Annotated in this window: 20 protein-coding genes; all 20 read right to left on the bottom strand. The window is 56.3% G+C overall.

Annotated features, from left to right (window positions below; all coding sequences use genetic code 11):
- Window positions 1-14 precede the first annotated feature (14 nt).
- Window positions 15-284 (bottom strand): DUF1799 domain-containing protein, encoded by a 270-nt coding sequence (locus WBK19_RS10620; protein ID WP_511289508.1) that lies wholly within the window; start codon window positions 282-284, stop codon window positions 15-17.
- A 47-nt stretch (window positions 285-331) separates the two neighbouring features.
- On the bottom strand, window positions 332-724 hold the full coding sequence (locus tag WBK19_RS10615) for a phage tail assembly chaperone (protein WP_511289506.1): 393 nt from the start codon (window positions 722-724) through the stop codon (window positions 332-334).
- Window positions 725-818: 94 nt separating this feature from the next.
- Entirely contained in the window at window positions 819-1460 is a 642-nt protein-coding gene (locus WBK19_RS10610) for a phage tail tube protein (RefSeq protein WP_511289504.1), read from the bottom strand.
- Between the two features lie 106 nt (window positions 1461-1566).
- Window positions 1567-1917 carry a tail completion protein gp17 gene (gene gp17 / locus WBK19_RS10605; RefSeq protein ID WP_511289502.1) on the bottom strand — a complete coding sequence of 117 codons (351 nt, stop codon included), beginning with the start codon at window positions 1915-1917 and terminating at the stop codon, window positions 1567-1569.
- Window positions 1914-2345 carry an HK97-gp10 family putative phage morphogenesis protein gene (locus WBK19_RS10600; protein ID WP_511289500.1) on the bottom strand — a complete coding sequence of 144 codons (432 nt, stop codon included), beginning with the start codon at window positions 2343-2345 and terminating at the stop codon, window positions 1914-1916. The genes gp17 and WBK19_RS10600 overlap by 4 nt, the downstream gene beginning before the upstream one ends.
- Window positions 2345-2617 carry a hypothetical protein gene (locus WBK19_RS10595; protein WP_511289498.1) on the bottom strand — a complete coding sequence of 91 codons (273 nt, stop codon included), beginning with the start codon at window positions 2615-2617 and terminating at the stop codon, window positions 2345-2347. The genes WBK19_RS10600 and WBK19_RS10595 overlap by 1 nt, the downstream gene beginning before the upstream one ends.
- Window positions 2614-2931, bottom strand: coding sequence for a phage head closure protein (locus tag WBK19_RS10590; protein ID WP_511289694.1), 318 nt, complete (start codon window positions 2929-2931; stop codon window positions 2614-2616). The genes WBK19_RS10595 and WBK19_RS10590 overlap by 4 nt, the downstream gene beginning before the upstream one ends.
- Window positions 2931-3494: a head-tail connector protein gene (locus WBK19_RS10585; protein ID WP_511289496.1), complete on the bottom strand. Its 564-nt coding sequence runs from the start codon at window positions 3492-3494 to the stop codon at window positions 2931-2933. The genes WBK19_RS10590 and WBK19_RS10585 overlap by 1 nt, the downstream gene beginning before the upstream one ends.
- A 146-nt stretch (window positions 3495-3640) precedes the next feature.
- Window positions 3641-4804 (bottom strand): sialate O-acetylesterase, encoded by a 1164-nt coding sequence (locus WBK19_RS10580; RefSeq protein ID WP_511289494.1) that lies wholly within the window; start codon window positions 4802-4804, stop codon window positions 3641-3643.
- A 359-nt stretch (window positions 4805-5163) separates the two neighbouring features.
- The gene (locus tag WBK19_RS10575; protein WP_511289492.1) at window positions 5164-6027 is read right to left on the bottom strand and encodes a hypothetical protein; all 864 of its coding nucleotides are present in this window, start codon (window positions 6025-6027) and stop codon (window positions 5164-5166) included.
- Between the two features lie 15 nt (window positions 6028-6042).
- On the bottom strand, window positions 6043-6690 hold the full coding sequence (locus WBK19_RS10570; protein ID WP_511289490.1) for a hypothetical protein: 648 nt from the start codon (window positions 6688-6690) through the stop codon (window positions 6043-6045).
- Window positions 6687-6890: a hypothetical protein gene (locus WBK19_RS10565; protein ID WP_511289488.1), complete on the bottom strand. Its 204-nt coding sequence runs from the start codon at window positions 6888-6890 to the stop codon at window positions 6687-6689. Before WBK19_RS10565 ends, WBK19_RS10570 begins: the two co-directional genes overlap by 4 nt.
- 42 nt (window positions 6891-6932) lie before the next feature.
- On the bottom strand, window positions 6933-8135 hold the full coding sequence (locus WBK19_RS10560) for a phage major capsid protein (protein ID WP_511289486.1): 1203 nt from the start codon (window positions 8133-8135) through the stop codon (window positions 6933-6935).
- Window positions 8136-8221: 86 nt separating this feature from the next.
- Window positions 8222-8947 carry a head maturation protease, ClpP-related gene (locus WBK19_RS10555; RefSeq protein WP_511289484.1) on the bottom strand — a complete coding sequence of 242 codons (726 nt, stop codon included), beginning with the start codon at window positions 8945-8947 and terminating at the stop codon, window positions 8222-8224.
- Complete coding sequence (locus WBK19_RS10550) at window positions 8944-10236, bottom strand: phage portal protein (RefSeq protein ID WP_511289482.1); 1293 nt, start codon at window positions 10234-10236, stop codon at window positions 8944-8946. The genes WBK19_RS10555 and WBK19_RS10550 overlap by 4 nt, the downstream gene beginning before the upstream one ends.
- Window positions 10233-11894, bottom strand: a complete 1662-nt coding sequence (locus WBK19_RS10545; protein WP_511289480.1) for a terminase large subunit — start codon at window positions 11892-11894, stop codon at window positions 10233-10235. The genes WBK19_RS10550 and WBK19_RS10545 overlap by 4 nt, the downstream gene beginning before the upstream one ends.
- A 3-nt stretch (window positions 11895-11897) precedes the next feature.
- A complete protein-coding gene (locus WBK19_RS10540) occupies window positions 11898-12215 on the bottom strand; it encodes a hypothetical protein (RefSeq protein ID WP_511289478.1) in 318 nt (105 codons plus the stop codon).
- Window positions 12216-12361: 146 nt separating this feature from the next.
- Window positions 12362-12523 (bottom strand): HNH endonuclease, encoded by a 162-nt coding sequence (locus WBK19_RS10535; protein WP_511289692.1) that lies wholly within the window; start codon window positions 12521-12523, stop codon window positions 12362-12364.
- Window positions 12524-12848: 325 nt separating this feature from the next.
- Window positions 12849-13451, bottom strand: coding sequence for a hypothetical protein (locus WBK19_RS10530; RefSeq protein ID WP_511289476.1), 603 nt, complete (start codon window positions 13449-13451; stop codon window positions 12849-12851).
- A 178-nt stretch (window positions 13452-13629) separates the two neighbouring features.
- Window positions 13630-13860, bottom strand: a complete 231-nt coding sequence (locus WBK19_RS10525) for a hypothetical protein (RefSeq protein ID WP_511289474.1) — start codon at window positions 13858-13860, stop codon at window positions 13630-13632.
- Window positions 13861-13893 lie beyond the last annotated feature (33 nt).

The following is a 13893-nucleotide window of genomic DNA, read 5'->3' as shown; positions in this document are numbered from 1 at the left end:
CCCGCCGAAGCGGGTTAGCCTGATTGACGCTCTGCGAAAACACACAGCGCCTCGTCTTCGATTACCTGAACATCCGCAAATGCTGACTGCCACTCATCGCAATCCTTGAATCTGTCATCAAGGATGCGGAACAGGACGTTGTAATCCAGTCCTTCACGCCCTGCCATTCCGGTCCGCCACTGCGTTCTGATTGCGCCGAACACTTCGAATGCAGGCCAGTTTTCCGGCCATACATCGAATGGGTCTTGCGCGTAGTCTTCCTGCGTCAGGCCAGTCCCTTCCAACTCCTTTACGGAAGGGATGCGGTAATGCAGGGCGCGAGTGGCTTCCTTCAGTTTCCCAGGCGGCCTTCGCGGCAGGCCAGGCCATAGGTGGAAAGCATAGCGACGACAGCGGCCGGGATTTCGTTGTCGAGCTGGATGAGCGACTCGCGGTTGAGCGGAATATCCAGGCCCCATGAATCAATCGCCGACAGCAATTGGTCGACGGCGATGTCAGTGTTCGTCTCGTAGAACTTCTCCCACGAGAATTCTTTTGTTTCGCCTTCTTTTTGCTCGGCCTTGGCTTTCGACGTTGCGCCGTCCAGCCATTTGCCGAATTCGCTTTTGGTACGGTATTTGAACGTTACCGGGACCATGCCGTCGGAGCCGTCAGGCAATGTGACAGCAACATCGATGGGCTTGAATGTTTTCGGCTTGGCACCGAGGATGATTTTTGCGGCCATTTTTAGCTCTCAGTCAGAAGAAAAAGACCCGCTCCGCATACGTTCGAAGGGGCGTAAAAAAGCCCCATTTCTGGGGCTTGTGGAGATGCTCGGATCAATATCTCGTAATCCGGCCGTTACCGTTGACCGATACGACGTTGGTCATGATCGAACCGCTGGACAGCTTCGGGTTTTCGTTGAGCGACACGGTGCAAGGGGTAAAGATGATCGCGCCAGTCTTGAGGGTCTTTTTCAGGATGGTGTCGGTCTGCACGTCGCTCAAGGTGCGCAGGGCGTTGTACGAAGCCGTACCGAATTGATCGGCGTCGATTTCGAACGATTCCGTCACGGCGTTGAAGCCGTCGTTCAGGTTGGTGTCGGTGTCTTCGTCCATGAAACGGACGGAAACGTTCTTCGGGTCGCCACCAGATTGGGTCGGGTTCAGATACTTCGGGATCTGGGTGAATGTCGTCACCTTGCGAACGGTGCCGACGCCGGAACCGGACGGGAAGAATTCGGTGTTCGAGGTGTCAATCAACTCGGCAACGAAAGCATCGGTCGTGGCGCTCTTGACGCGGACGGCGCGGCGATTGATGCGGCCCCAGCCGGAGTAAAGCTGCAGGATGTCGCCGACCGAATAGCCGTGAGCGGTACATGAAACGGATGCTTCTGCCGCATTGCTGACGGCAGTAACGGTTTTTGCCGCAGCGAACGCGGACGCGACGGCGAGGATGGTACCGGAAGGAAGAGTTGCCATGATGAAGCCTTTCTATGGACGAAAAAAAACCGCCGTTAAGCGGTTGAATGCGCCCCGAAGGGCAATAAAAAACCGCCCGGAGGCGGCTTGTTGGTGGTGCGTTCGGCTACCTTGCGCCGAATACCTCGAAACGCTGAATGCTGCCGTACAGCTTTGTGTCTGGCTCGTATGTCGAAACCGGCTCACCTTGCGGCTCTGCCTGGAATGCTGAAGACGCGCATAGGGCATCTTCGACCTGCCGAATCAGGGTGATTGCCTCAAGCCTTGTTTTTGCCCAGGCGTTGATCTGAATGAGCGGCCAGCGACTATCGGCCGTGTTGTCGCCATAGCGAACAGAGGCACCGCCGAGTTGCTGCCAGGTCAGGTATGGCGTGGCAGCACCGGACGGTGCTACATCCGGCCAGGTATTTGGGTTGATGGCCACAAGAAGCTGCTTGAGATCGGCTTCTATGCTCATTTACTAACCTCTTCGAGATATCGGCGCTTCATTGCCTCGCGCACATTTGATCTAGTTTCACTGATGGCGCGGCCGACGAAACTTTGCGCCGGCATGCGGCTTGTCCCAAGCTCAACCATGAAACCATAGGGCGCTTTGTCGGCATTCCAGCTTATGTGATAGGTCGAGACATCCTTGAAACTGTTGTCCTTGCTGAATACCTGATAGATCGCATTGCGCAGGTTGCCAGGGGGGTACGGGCCGTACACGGCATTTGTGCCATGGAACATATGGGCATGATCTGAAACAGGGCAATTGAGCTTTGCCTGCCGGTAGATTATTTCGGCGCCCTCTTGAGCCGCCGGGCGGGTTGCCCGATTCAGGCGATCAGCCGTGGCGCGCAGATCCTCTTTGAACTTTGCTACGTTCATCGAGATTTTCATGCCCATCAAACACCGCCTAATCGTTCATTAAGTGGATTTACCTTGCCGTAGCAAAGAAACAACTGCGCCAGCGGAGACCCGCCGAAAATCGGATAGATTGATCTGAATTTGTTCTTTTCTGTCACAACTTTCCCGTCGCTACCAACGCGAATAGGGCCTTTTGCCACGGTTTCAACAATGCCTGTTTCGGTATCGATACTGACAACCTTCTCCACGTCACACCCTGAGTCGGCATCATAAACGTGGGCTTTTAGCGCGTTTCTATGCGTGAAAATCACTTGATCACCTCGCAAACCAGATCAACATACCCGCCTGCCCGATTCGGCAGCACGGCCTTGATGTCGTAAATCGTCGCGCTATGAACAACGCGCATTCCAGCGTCAATGCCGGCCCGGAAACGAATCCTGATCGAAGCCTTGACGATTGAAACGTCCGCGTCTGCTTTGATCGCCGACAGCCCGGACGGGTGACGAATCGACGCCCATACCGCAGCAACCAGCGACCATGTTTCAACCGGCTGCCCAATGGCATCCTGAGTTGTCGGGCGCTGCTCAATGTTGATGCGCTCGGTAAGATGGCCGGCAGAGATCATCACGAAAACACCCGGTACGGATCGAGCAGGCGATGCCAGAATCTGTCCGGCAATGCGGTTGCCTGCGCCACGGTCATCGTTTCAGCCTGCGCTGCCATCGTGCCGATAGCGAGCAGCATCCACTGCTTGATCGCCTTCGGAACAGCCGATGCATCGCCATACCCGCAGACATACCGCACGCGGACAGCATTCGGCACGGCGTAGGTTTCCGGCCATGATTTCCCATAGGCCAGCACAACGCAGCCCGGTTCATTGTCTTTGTCGAGAAGGTATTCGGTTCCAGCCAGAGTTTGCTCATTTCCGGCGCTGTCGAGATACTTAACGGACGTGACGGACTGAATCGGCGCGCCATGCAGGATTAAATCTGAATCGAAGCTATCGACAACAAGTTCCCGAGTCTGCGTGCAGAGAGCCCGGCCGGTTTCATGCTCTGCCGATTCTCGGGCGGCCGGAATGATGATATTCAGCAGAGAATCAAGTTCGGCACCGTCAATGCGGCAATGGACCTTTGCTTCGTCAAGCGTCACCGGCTCAACGCTCGGCGCGGTGATGAGTTTGATCATGTGAACTTCCAATGGGCGTAAAAAAACCGCCATGGGGCGGTTGGTTGGTTTCCGGCTGCGGGAACGGTCGCCTCACGGCGTTACGGCGGATCACGCTCCTTTCGGAGTGGGCGAAAGTTGAAGCATGGTGCAGAGGGGATTAGAAATCAGATAGGAGCATAGACGCCAGCCTGCTTCAGGTGGATTTCATTCGCCAGCTTGTACACACCAGCAACTTTCGCATGCACAGAAATTGACGGCAGATATACACCGGAAATTTTGACGAAAACACCAGAGGTTGATGCGGATATAGCCACGTTCTGCGGGGACTGCTCAAGCGGCAATGTCAGAGCGGTGTTATCCACCAGGATGTTGGAGATTGTCGACGCGTAAGTGTCACCACCGTCTGCCCCATAGCCGTACCGAACCGTCGGAGAACCAGACGACAGAGAGGCATGAGTGAGGCGCACAACCGAGGCGCTTTGCCGGACAGCCGCTGACGGAACGATAATCGACCCGCCATCATCAATCTCAAAGCCAACGATTGCACTTGTCGGAGTAAAGTCAGTACCGCCGCGATGCGAGATAGTGACATCGGTCGTCGTTGCATCAACTACTACTGCGCTGGCTATAGACGGACCACGATGATATGTCGCGTCACCGAGCAAATACTTGACGGTCTGCGCCATGCGCTTGCCGTGCGTGACGTAGCCTGCCGCAGAGTAATGCGCAGCATCGGCTAGCGGTATATCAAGCGTTTCAGCGCCGATATAAACATCAGAAACGCTTCCGGCAATGGCGAACTGCGCGGCGCGGATTGCCGACGCTTGTGCATCTGTTCCAATGCTAGTTCCGCGACCAAGAAGGCTCAAAACGATTGGCAGGTTTGCCTTCGTACTGCGGTTCGTAATCTGTGCGCGAAAATTAGCGATAACGTTCGTCAGCGCCGTTTCATACGTCGCCTGAGCAGTGCCAGATGAGCCGTCAGCCTCGCCCTGCGCCCACAGGATGTATTCGACCGCACCGCCGCAGTCCTGCACGGCTTTAATTGCATGTCTCGGCAGCGTGTCGGTAGATTGGTCCCATTGCGAGATCAACGTTCCGCCCGAGGCGTAGCCGAGCATGCCAACCGGGACCCCATACTGCGCGATCAGTTGTGCAGCGAACTCGTTGGCTCCGTTGCCCGTGGTTGGCATTGCCGACCACGAACCGGCCGAACCCCCATAGACTGAGCCAGATTGACGATAGGCCCCTGCGACGGCGGAATGCACGCCAACATCAAACCAATTGACAAGCTGGCTTTGCCCGACAAGCAACGCAAGGATGCCCACGTTCCACGCATAAGACCCGTTAGACACAACAGCAGTGTCGTTCGAGAACCGAACCTGAACGTTATACGGACCACCTTGCGGTGTCGTAATGGTTCCAGTGAATGCTCCACCAGCAGGTGCCGCATCAAGCGTGGTCCATGTCACAACCTCAGTAGATGTGCCGCTCTGAACGACGCGAGCTTCAATAGCAGTTGGCGACCCTGTATATGTCCCGCTAACCGATATTGCTGCGCTAGTTCCGTTTCGCTGGAATACCTTCTGAGTAAGGTCAGTCAGCGTAATCGCGTCAGATGGTGGGGCGCTTACGGCGTCAGAAGCCCCGAGCGAACCTGTGCCTAGCGTGCCGGTTCCGAAGGTCATTATTCACCTGCCCACATACCAAACATTGTCGCATCACTGTCGGACGTAGTAACACTGGCCGCAGATAAATCAACCGTTGGACCGATGGTCCCGTAAGTTTTTGCCACCAGCATCTTTGTCACCTTAAATGGTGCCGACGTAGCGTGCCACCCGAACGGTGTTTCGTCATAAGTAGTCATCGACCTTAACGTTGGCGTACCATCGCTAACGACCATGCCGAGATACCAGCCGGGAGAAAGATGTAGTGGTGTTACCGCTCCTGAAATCATCCCCACCCCCCCGACAGAAACATCTCCAGTTTGCGCAAGCACGGTCGTAGTCGCCCAATCCGCGCCAATATCCGCGAGGGCAAGCCGACAATTTTTTGTATCCGCCGCTGCTGTTACTTCGGCGTACAGTGTGCTAATTGGGTAGCCGCCACGCCAGAGAAACGGCATGACGTACAGAATATTTGCGGTCATCGCCAGTGTCCCAAACGTTGTTTGGTGGTGTGCCGGATTTCCCAATTGCCTTCGCTGTCCCGCTGACGTTCCCCATACCCTCGGGAAGCTCTGCACGAGGTTTTGAGCGGTCGCGGATATGGTCACCTTCGCTGCGGTGGTCACCGTAATGGGTGAGGGGGTGGTGTTATCGTATGTGCCAGAAACAAGCGTTTCCCGCACGTACTGCCGTACTAGCGTCGTCGCTGCCGACAGATAGCCGATTCCGATCTCTCGGTTCGCCCCATCCTCTATCGAGTACGTGAATCGTGGACCAACCCCAACCCCTGTGTTGAAGTCAATGAAACCTGAGTCAGCAGAGCCGAGGGTTAGATTACCTGTTCCGCCCGCTGTGACGGCTTGTTTTACCCAATCTGTAAGCATGTCCTATCCCCTTAATTAAGCTGTGTATCGCACGTAGACAGTCCCATCGGGGCGTCCATCTGCGTTATTTGGTGCGGTTGTTCCAGACACAAAAGTAACGCCATCTGCGCCAGCGGGGCCTGTTGCGCCTGTGGCCCCCTGAATACCCTGCGTACCCTGAGCGCCAGTAGCCCCCTGCGGCCCGGTTGCACCTTGAATACCCTGCGGTCCTTGCGGACCAGTGGCGCCCGTTGCGCCAGTTGGGCCTTGAACCTCAACTGCAGCAGACCAATTACCGGAAGCGCCTTCGCGGAAATAGTATTCGGCGGGAACCTGATCAGTTGCCAGATAAACAAAACCAACTGCTTCTGCGTCATGCGCAGAGCGGCCAGCGAGCGTTCCGGTGGCGTCTGGGTTGATGCCACCGCCGCCGACAGAAATAGGCTGCCCATCCGGGCCAATTAATTCAATCTCCCCGGTGAGAGTCTTATAAGCCATGACCGGCGATGTCTGGATTTGCTCAACAGGCGGAACATAAGCAGTTCCGCCAGTAAGCGTGCTCGTCGCCATTTTTGCGGCAACAAGCCCGGATTCAGTGCCCGCGTCAGTCGTCAGCAAATTTCCGGCCAGGTAGTTTTTTCCATCCCGGCTATCTGGCCAGTCCATCAACAGTTTTACGGTCATGCTTTCACCTCGATTGCTTGCGTGTCGAATGCGCCAATGCTTTCAAGCGCATCTGCAACATCGGCGAGCAACGTCGCGTAGTCGCCGGATTTCAATTCGTAGGCTGGAAGATCAACCAGCGCCCGCCCCGATTTTTCTGCAACCGACTCAGCGCCAGTGTCATTTACCGACTCAGCGTCGGATTTCTTTGCTCGTGCCATGTCAGGCTCCAGAAAAAGCCCTCTTTCGAGGGCTTGGTTAAATTAGGTTGCCGAATTGACGTAAACCTTCGTCGCCGCCGTATCCAGCAAATTGCCGCCTGAACGAGTCCAGCCACAGAAACCAACCTGACCATTCAGCGCGAAGGCGGAATCGTCGAAGCGGCGAATACTGGTGCTGTTTGCCACGTCGCGGATGGTGTATTGCGACAGATCGCCGAAGACGATGGACTTGGCATTGGCTGCCATGACAGCCACGTCGTCATTAATGGCAACCGGATAACCGTTGAGCATGTCCGGTGCATCAAGCGTGATGGAAGGCGTCCAGATCGGGCGGCCGGTGGTGTCTTTGAGTTTGGACACAACGGCAACGGACAGGTCATTCATCATGTAACGGGCGTTGCGACGATAGGCGCGATTGACGGAGTGCTTCAGGTCGACCAAGTCATCATAGAGGACGGTCAAGGTCTGTCCGGTTGTGCCAGTCTTGCCGGTAGCCGACTTCGGAATCACGCCATCAGGAACGGTCGTGCCACCACCAACGGTGAAGTGCGTATTCTGGATGCGAGCAATGCGGGTTGCCAGGCGATTGACGACGAAGCCAACAACGTCAATGGCGCTGTCTTGGATCAGCTCGACCGGAAGTGCGATCTTCTTGGAGCTGTATTTGAACACCGGCAAAGCAATGGTGCCAAATGTGATGTCGCCCGCTGCAGCGGCTGCATTTTCGCCAACGATTTCGCCGACTTCGCCAGTGCCGTCAGAGGTCGGGAAGTTCAGGGCATTACCGGATTCCGTCGAAAGGATCGTGGCTACTTCGCGCATGCCGCCGAATGCCTTCAGCTTTTCAATGACCATGGCGGCGATTTCAGCCGGGACAGTGTAGCCGCCTTCAGCCGGGGTGGTGGTCGACATGGCGTTGCGGATGGCGACAGCCTGCTCGGCGGTGACGTTGTTGCCGTGGCGCAGGTAGATAGCGACTGCAGCCAGGGCGTCAATGGTCATGTCTTCCTGACCAGGCTTGATGATCTTGTTCGGTGCCGAGTTGAAGAATTCGTCGGCTTCGAGTTCGCGCATCTTTTCGATGCTCTTGATCTGGGCCTTGATCTGTTCGATTTCGGCGGTGTAGCCGTCGAATTGAGCCTGTTCGTCTTTGTTCCAGACGGTGTCGCCCTTTTCGTTGATCAGGTGGTTGGCTTGAGTGGCGAGGTTGGACAGCTTCTCGCGCAAGACTTGAATGTTTTTCATTGGTGATGCTCCATAAAAAAAGCCACCCGGATGGATGGCTTTCGTTCGCGTGACCGACGCGAGGCGGTTTCAGGCGCGAGAGGCGCTTAAATCAGGGCCAGCTTCAGGCGGTTGGCGTTTTTGGCGGACGAAAAAAAGCCCGCCGGAGCGGGTTCGATTTCTGGTTCTTGTTCGGGTGGTTCGAGTAGGGCTTTCGGCGCTTTCGAGAATGCCGACAGGTTCCATGTGTTCTTGGCTTTGTTCGTTTCGGCGATCCTGTCGCAGAATCCATTCGCTACTGCTTCATCAGCAGAGAACCACGTTTCAGCATCCATCCAGTCGATTACCTGTTGCTCTTCTTTTCCGGTCTTGCCGGTGTAGTCAGCAACAATTGAGCCCTCAATCTTTTCGAGCAGATCGGCAACTTCGCGCATGTCGGTCTTATCGCCCCAGACCATTCCGCTAGCGTTGTGGATCATGAAGAATGCGCCCTGCGAGATGACAACTTCATCGCAGGCGATGGCAACGCTGGTCGCAGCAGAGGCAGCCAGGCTATCGACAAAGGCGATAGTCTTGCCTTTATGCGCCCGGATGGCGGCCATGATGGCACGGCCTTCGAATACGTCGCCGCCTGGGCTGTTGATGCGAAAATGAACCTCTTCATCAGACCCAACATTAGCCAGAGCCGAGATAACATCCTTGGCGCTGACGCCCCAGTAGGAATCGATGACGTCGTAGATATAAATCGCCGAAACAGATTCGTTTTTGACGACATTGACCGGGCGCTTTTCGCGCTGTGCATTGTCACTGTATAGCTGAAGGATGTTTTTCATTTCGGTGCTTCCTGTTTTGGTGCGGCTTGTACTTTGCTGGGGTCGAACAGAACATCGCCGCCATCGATAGGCTTCAGCCCCTTGCTGCGGCGTACCTCATTGACAGTCATCCAGCCCGAACCTGCCCCTGGACCGCCAAGCGCGGCACGGTTGTATTCGGCCTGTGCCTTGCTGTCGCCTTCAATCAGTGCGTCGCGGTCGAACTGGAGCGTTTTCCCGGTATCACGCGGAAACAGCTTGCGGTTCAATTCCTGCTCAATGCGGACAAGGTGCGGCTGCAGCGTGTAGGTGACGAACCCGCGTGACATTGACTCTATGCCAGAGCCCCAGCTAGTCGACGCCGATGTTTCGCCGATCATGTGCGGCGGTACGCCGAAGGCGCGGGCGATGTCGATGACCTGGAACTTGCGGGCCTCAAGAAGCTGCGCATCTTCGGCAGAAAGGCTAATTTCCTTGGCGCTGATTCCTTCGGTCAGAACAAGCGGCAGGCGGTGGGCGTTGTCAATTCCGGCGTACTTGTTGCGGAATGCGTTTTGCAGCGCCGTAACCTGATCTGGAGACATCTTCCCAGCAGCGGAAAGGATGATTGACGGATGCGCCCCGTCCGCGAAGAACCTGCCGCTGTATTCGTCCATCGCCATGGCATTCCCGACAGCCGCCTTAGCTGCGTAGGAAATCACCGACATGGATTTGATGCCGTCGAATCCGAAGCCTGGGAAGTGCAGGACTTCATCAGCACCAAGCCACGTCTGAATGCCGTAATCAGGAAGCGAGACGTAGTACCGAACCGAGCCGTCAGGCTGTCGAATAGGACTGACGCAGCCCCACGGCATCGGTAGCAATTCGCGGATGCTGTTGTTCAGTCCGCGCCGAATCCATGTGTAAGAGTCGCCGCGCAGCAATTGAGCGATGCTGACGCCCTCCCAATGTGATGCGGCGGTAAATTGCGGAGACGGCTGCTCGTTGAGCTTGAACCATAGGTCATCACGCGGCAGGCGAGACTTGATGTCGCCTTCCGTCTTGTAGGCATGAATCGGCAGCGTTGCAATGGCCCCTGCGATCTTCTGGACACAGGCAAACACGGCCGCAACACGCATTGCCGATACTGGTGTCACGACCATTCCGGAGGCGGACGGAAGAACCCCAAAAGATTCCATTACCTCTTGCGAATACGTGACGTTCGAAATGCTACGCGATGCTTCGCGCTCGGCTTTCCATTTGGTTAAGATCGGCGAACCCGGCACGGATGCGCGGCGCTGCACGTCGTTCCATGCTGTGTTTGCGTTCATAGGATAACGAAGCCTTGAGTGATTCGGTTGTTGTCTGGGTTCAGCGACATCAGAGAGACGGCATTGAACAAGGCCATCAGCGGGTCAATCTTTGCGAACCCGCTGGCCTGCTTGGTAATGAGTATCGAATTGGCGCGAGGCTCAACCTTGGCATTGCCAACGCACCACGCCATGAGCCGGCACCCGCTATGAATCAGTACGCCTTCTGCCAGCTTTCGCTCAGTGGTCTTGATCGCCCCACCCAATCGCCAGCCCTGAGATACGCCGATGATCTTTTCTTCTGGTATTCCGGCTTCTGCCAGAGCTTCAAGCACGCCACCGATTCCGGCCGGGTCGCATCCGATCTTGTCGAGCAAACCAGATGCTTCAATCTGCGAAATGATGCTGACGATTTCTTCAACGTCATCGCCGATCCGCCTCACTAGCGTCAAGTCTCCATCAGCGGCGAAGTCATTGAACCGTGGCGCCTCCGACTTCCTGCGCTCAAGAACGGACGGATGCGCCCATGCTTTCGACCAGGACAGCCATTGCCTAGTCTCTTTGTCGCGGCCGACCACGGAAAGCCCGAACAAGTCATCAAGGCCGCCGCCATCAAGTCCAACATCGATGACGTCGCAGCGATCTATTATTTCTTCAAGCGTTACTGGGCCAGTTCCAGCGGCTTCCCAGAATTCAGCGCCAGCCCAACGATCAGAGCGCAGCGCCAGGCCGATTTCGACATTGCCGTGCTTGGCCATGAATCCAATGAACGACTCGTCTCCGCCTTCCTTTGCCTTCTTGAACTCGCGCTCAAGAAACTGGCGATCAACCGAGTAGTTCAGGTTCGGATTGACCAGCGCCAAGTTTTCAACAAGCAGATGCGCCTTGCTGGCAACCATTGCTGGCGGATGCTCGAAGATGACCGGCACGAAGCACGGATCAATGATCGTTCCATCGCGAACGCCGCGTGCATATTGCAACTTTTGGCGAAACACACCGGCCGGCGGATCGTCGCTTTGCGTCGTCAAGTAGATGACGAATCCTTCCGGACGCGATGCCAGGCCGCCGATTGCTTCGCGCAGCATGTTTTCGGCGTTCGATTGCTTGCCGAACAGCCAAACCTCATCAACCAGCGTTCCAACCGACTTTTTGCCGCCTACTGTGTTCGAGTCAGCGGCCACAACTTTCAACGTTGCGTTGCTGCCCCTGTGCGATATTGTCTTGATGTGCGTCTGAACGTGCATCAGCGCATCAAGCTCATCATCCTTCTGCACCATGTCCCGCGCCGGGCCGTAGCTGTTGTTGGCGATCTCAATGGTCGGGGCAAGAATTGCGAACTCGGCAGACTGCCGCCAGTTCAGAATCAGCGCCGTCATCATGATTCCGGCCGCAATGGTCGATTTGCTGTTCTTCTTCGGAACGCAGATGAACCATTCCGTGATCAGGCGCCGGCCGCTTTCTTGGTCGTAGGCGCCGAAGATCGATGCAACCAGATCGAACACCCATTGCGCGCAGCAATCGCCGAATGTAGGGCTTCCAGGGGCATCGACAATCTTCAACTCGCGGAAGATCGCCAGCGCCTGCTCTGCCTGCTCCGGAAAGATCGGCGGCGGAATGATGCTTTGTCCAGCCGTGAGGCGCTCTGCCCAATCTGGGCACGACGTTGTCCACTCCGGCATTCGTTAAACCTTCTTGCCGTTCGCCGCTATGAGTTTCGGCGGTGTTGCAGATGCGAACTTTCCGGCTCCGGCCTTCGCGGCGGCGTCAGCCAGTTCTGATTTCTTTCCCTTGTTTTCTGCCATCCGTAGCTCTGCGGCAAGCAACGCTTTGGCAGCGTCGGCGCGAACCTTTATGTCAGCAGCGGAGTCATTCATCAACGCGGTCAGGAACTGCGTCGGGTTGCTCGTCAGCAACGCCGGTGAAACGATTACGTCTGGCTCTTTCGGCTTACGGCCAGCGCCAGGACGCTTGCCACCACTGCGCCCTTTGACTCCTGCCATTTGATTGCTCCATGATTCATTTGATTAGACTAGGGAGGGGAAATTTTCCGCGAATGAGATACCGTGCGGTGTCCGGGTCGAACGGCTCCAGACATTTACCTACGCCCCGCCTCGTCACGCTATCGCTGTGCTCCGCTGCTGCACGATCAGCGCACAGCCCTTGTCTTCGCCTCGCCTGCGCTCTTCGCCTTGTGGTGAGCGCTGCAAAGGCTTTGGTAATTGCTCTCGTCGTCTTGCCCGCCATTGCACAGCGGGATGACGTGATCAACCTCAGTTGCTGCGGTAACGCGGCTGGATGACTCGCACATGACGCACAGAGGATTCGCACTCAGCCAACGAGCCCGGCGTGTCATCCATGCCCTGCCTCTCATGCGAGGCGTTGAGGCGAGGTCTGCTGTTGTGACCTTGGTTCGCCTCGTGTCAAGCGTTGCCAATCGTGGCTTTAGCATCTTCATGGCGATCCTTCGTGGTCGCCACCATCCGGCTACGCTTGCGCGCTGGTGGCTGCGGTATCAAGGAGGAGAGACGCAACGCTAAATGCAAAAGCCCCGCTCGGCTTGTGGCCTGCGGGGCTTAGTGACAATTTTGCAACTTGTCAGATAGGAGCGGATTATCCGCACAGTTTGCGGAATGTCAAGCCACATCCAAATAACCAACGAACCCGGCATCAATCAACGCCCGGTGCGCTGCGTCCTTTGCCTTCTCAATCTCGCCAGTGATAGCTTCCTTGCCGCGCATCCCAAGCAGCCAAAGCGCAATCTTCGCGTTGTGGTCGCTAGCCGTATCACGATGCACTCCGCAATAATCGGCCATGTCTCCGATTGGCTTGCGCTCTCCTTTTCGCAGGAAGCAGTTCGCTACGATAGTGCGGCGCAGTCGCATGTTCGACCCACACGACACACGCCCGGCCGCTGCCTGGGTTATCGCCGTGATTGCCTCTGCCCATTCGAGATTAACGCGCTGTCCGCTGCAACATGCAGACCCGCATTCGCATGGGTACGTTGTCGGCGCATAGCTGGCCGTGATGATGGACAGAACGAAACCGCCAAGGCTTTTCAGTTCAGAGCGAATTAGCCCAGCCTGTGCTGCACCATCAAGGCCGACGAGTCCTTTGCCTGCTCTGTGCGGTCCGTCTGCCATCCGGTTCATGGTTGGTCGGTCGTATGACTGGCCGGAGTAGCAGAAAGCAAAGCGCAGCGCATCATCTGCGGACTTGAATAGCGGTTCATTCATCATTCGGACTCTCCCGTTCCGGTGTATGTGTTCGGCAGATGCCGGCGTTCTGGCTTGCAATCTGGCTGACTATCGTCGTCTGACGCCTGTCCTTCGTAAGTGTTGTGGCGCCACCAATACCACTCAGCACCATCGAAACCGCAATGGATGCAGGCGCATTCGTCGTCGAACTCATGGCCCATTATTTCGCTCCCTCGCATCCATGCCTCGCTCGTTCGGAATGGCACTTGCTGACATCCTTGCGGCCGACCTTACGGCTGCGGTCGCAACTGGTGATAATCCTGTCTCCGCTGGCGTCGTAGGTCAGATGCTTGCAGCCGGCGCAGCCCTTGATTCGGTTCTCTACGGCGTTTTCCTTGTTGATCAGGACTTGGAGCGGGTCGCCGTATTTGTGGGATGGGAGGACGCTCACTTGTTCGCCCCATAGACTGCTGCCCAAGTCGTG

Origin of the sequence: Azonexus sp., assembly GCF_049652925.1 — a bacterium.
GTDB lineage: Bacteria > Pseudomonadota > Gammaproteobacteria > Burkholderiales > Rhodocyclaceae > Azonexus.
Note: the sequence above shows the minus strand (reverse complement) of the source record. Positions and strands in the feature narration are given on the sequence as shown.

Bases quoted from the DNA above. Each gene is read 5' to 3' on its own strand.
- WBK19_RS10610 (WP_511289504.1), bottom strand. From the start codon at position 1,460: ATGGCAACTCTTCCTTCCGGTACCATCCTCGCCGTCGCGTCCGCGTTC.
- WBK19_RS10600 (WP_511289500.1), bottom strand. From the start codon at position 2,345: ATGGGCATGAAAATCTCGATGAACGTAGCAAAGTTCAAAGAGGATCTG.
- WBK19_RS10565 (WP_511289488.1), bottom strand. From the start codon at position 6,890: ATGGCACGAGCAAAGAAATCCGACGCTGAGTCGGTAAATGACACTGGC.
- WBK19_RS10555 (WP_511289484.1), bottom strand. From the start codon at position 8,947: ATGAAAAACATCCTTCAGCTATACAGTGACAATGCACAGCGCGAAAAG.
- WBK19_RS10545 (WP_511289480.1), bottom strand. From the start codon at position 11,894: ATGCCGGAGTGGACAACGTCGTGCCCAGATTGGGCAGAGCGCCTCACG.
- WBK19_RS10575 (WP_511289492.1), bottom strand. From the start codon at position 6,027: ATGCTTACAGATTGGGTAAAACAAGCCGTCACAGCGGGCGGAACAGGT.
- WBK19_RS10570 (WP_511289490.1), bottom strand. From the start codon at position 6,690: ATGACCGTAAAACTGTTGATGGACTGGCCAGATAGCCGGGATGGAAAA.
- WBK19_RS10585 (WP_511289496.1), bottom strand. From the start codon at position 3,494: ATGATCAAACTCATCACCGCGCCGAGCGTTGAGCCGGTGACGCTTGAC.
- WBK19_RS10590 (WP_511289694.1), bottom strand. From the start codon at position 2,931: ATGATCTCTGCCGGCCATCTTACCGAGCGCATCAACATTGAGCAGCGC.
- WBK19_RS10560 (WP_511289486.1), bottom strand. From the start codon at position 8,135: ATGAAAAACATTCAAGTCTTGCGCGAGAAGCTGTCCAACCTCGCCACT.
- WBK19_RS10535 (WP_511289692.1), bottom strand. From the start codon at position 12,523: ATGTGCGAGTCATCCAGCCGCGTTACCGCAGCAACTGAGGTTGATCAC.
- WBK19_RS10540 (WP_511289478.1), bottom strand. From the start codon at position 12,215: ATGGCAGGAGTCAAAGGGCGCAGTGGTGGCAAGCGTCCTGGCGCTGGC.
- gp17 (WP_511289502.1), bottom strand. From the start codon at position 1,917: ATGAGCATAGAAGCCGATCTCAAGCAGCTTCTTGTGGCCATCAACCCA.
- WBK19_RS10550 (WP_511289482.1), bottom strand. From the start codon at position 10,236: ATGAACGCAAACACAGCATGGAACGACGTGCAGCGCCGCGCATCCGTG.
- WBK19_RS10615 (WP_511289506.1), bottom strand. From the start codon at position 724: ATGGCCGCAAAAATCATCCTCGGTGCCAAGCCGAAAACATTCAAGCCC.
- WBK19_RS10530 (WP_511289476.1), bottom strand. From the start codon at position 13,451: ATGATGAATGAACCGCTATTCAAGTCCGCAGATGATGCGCTGCGCTTT.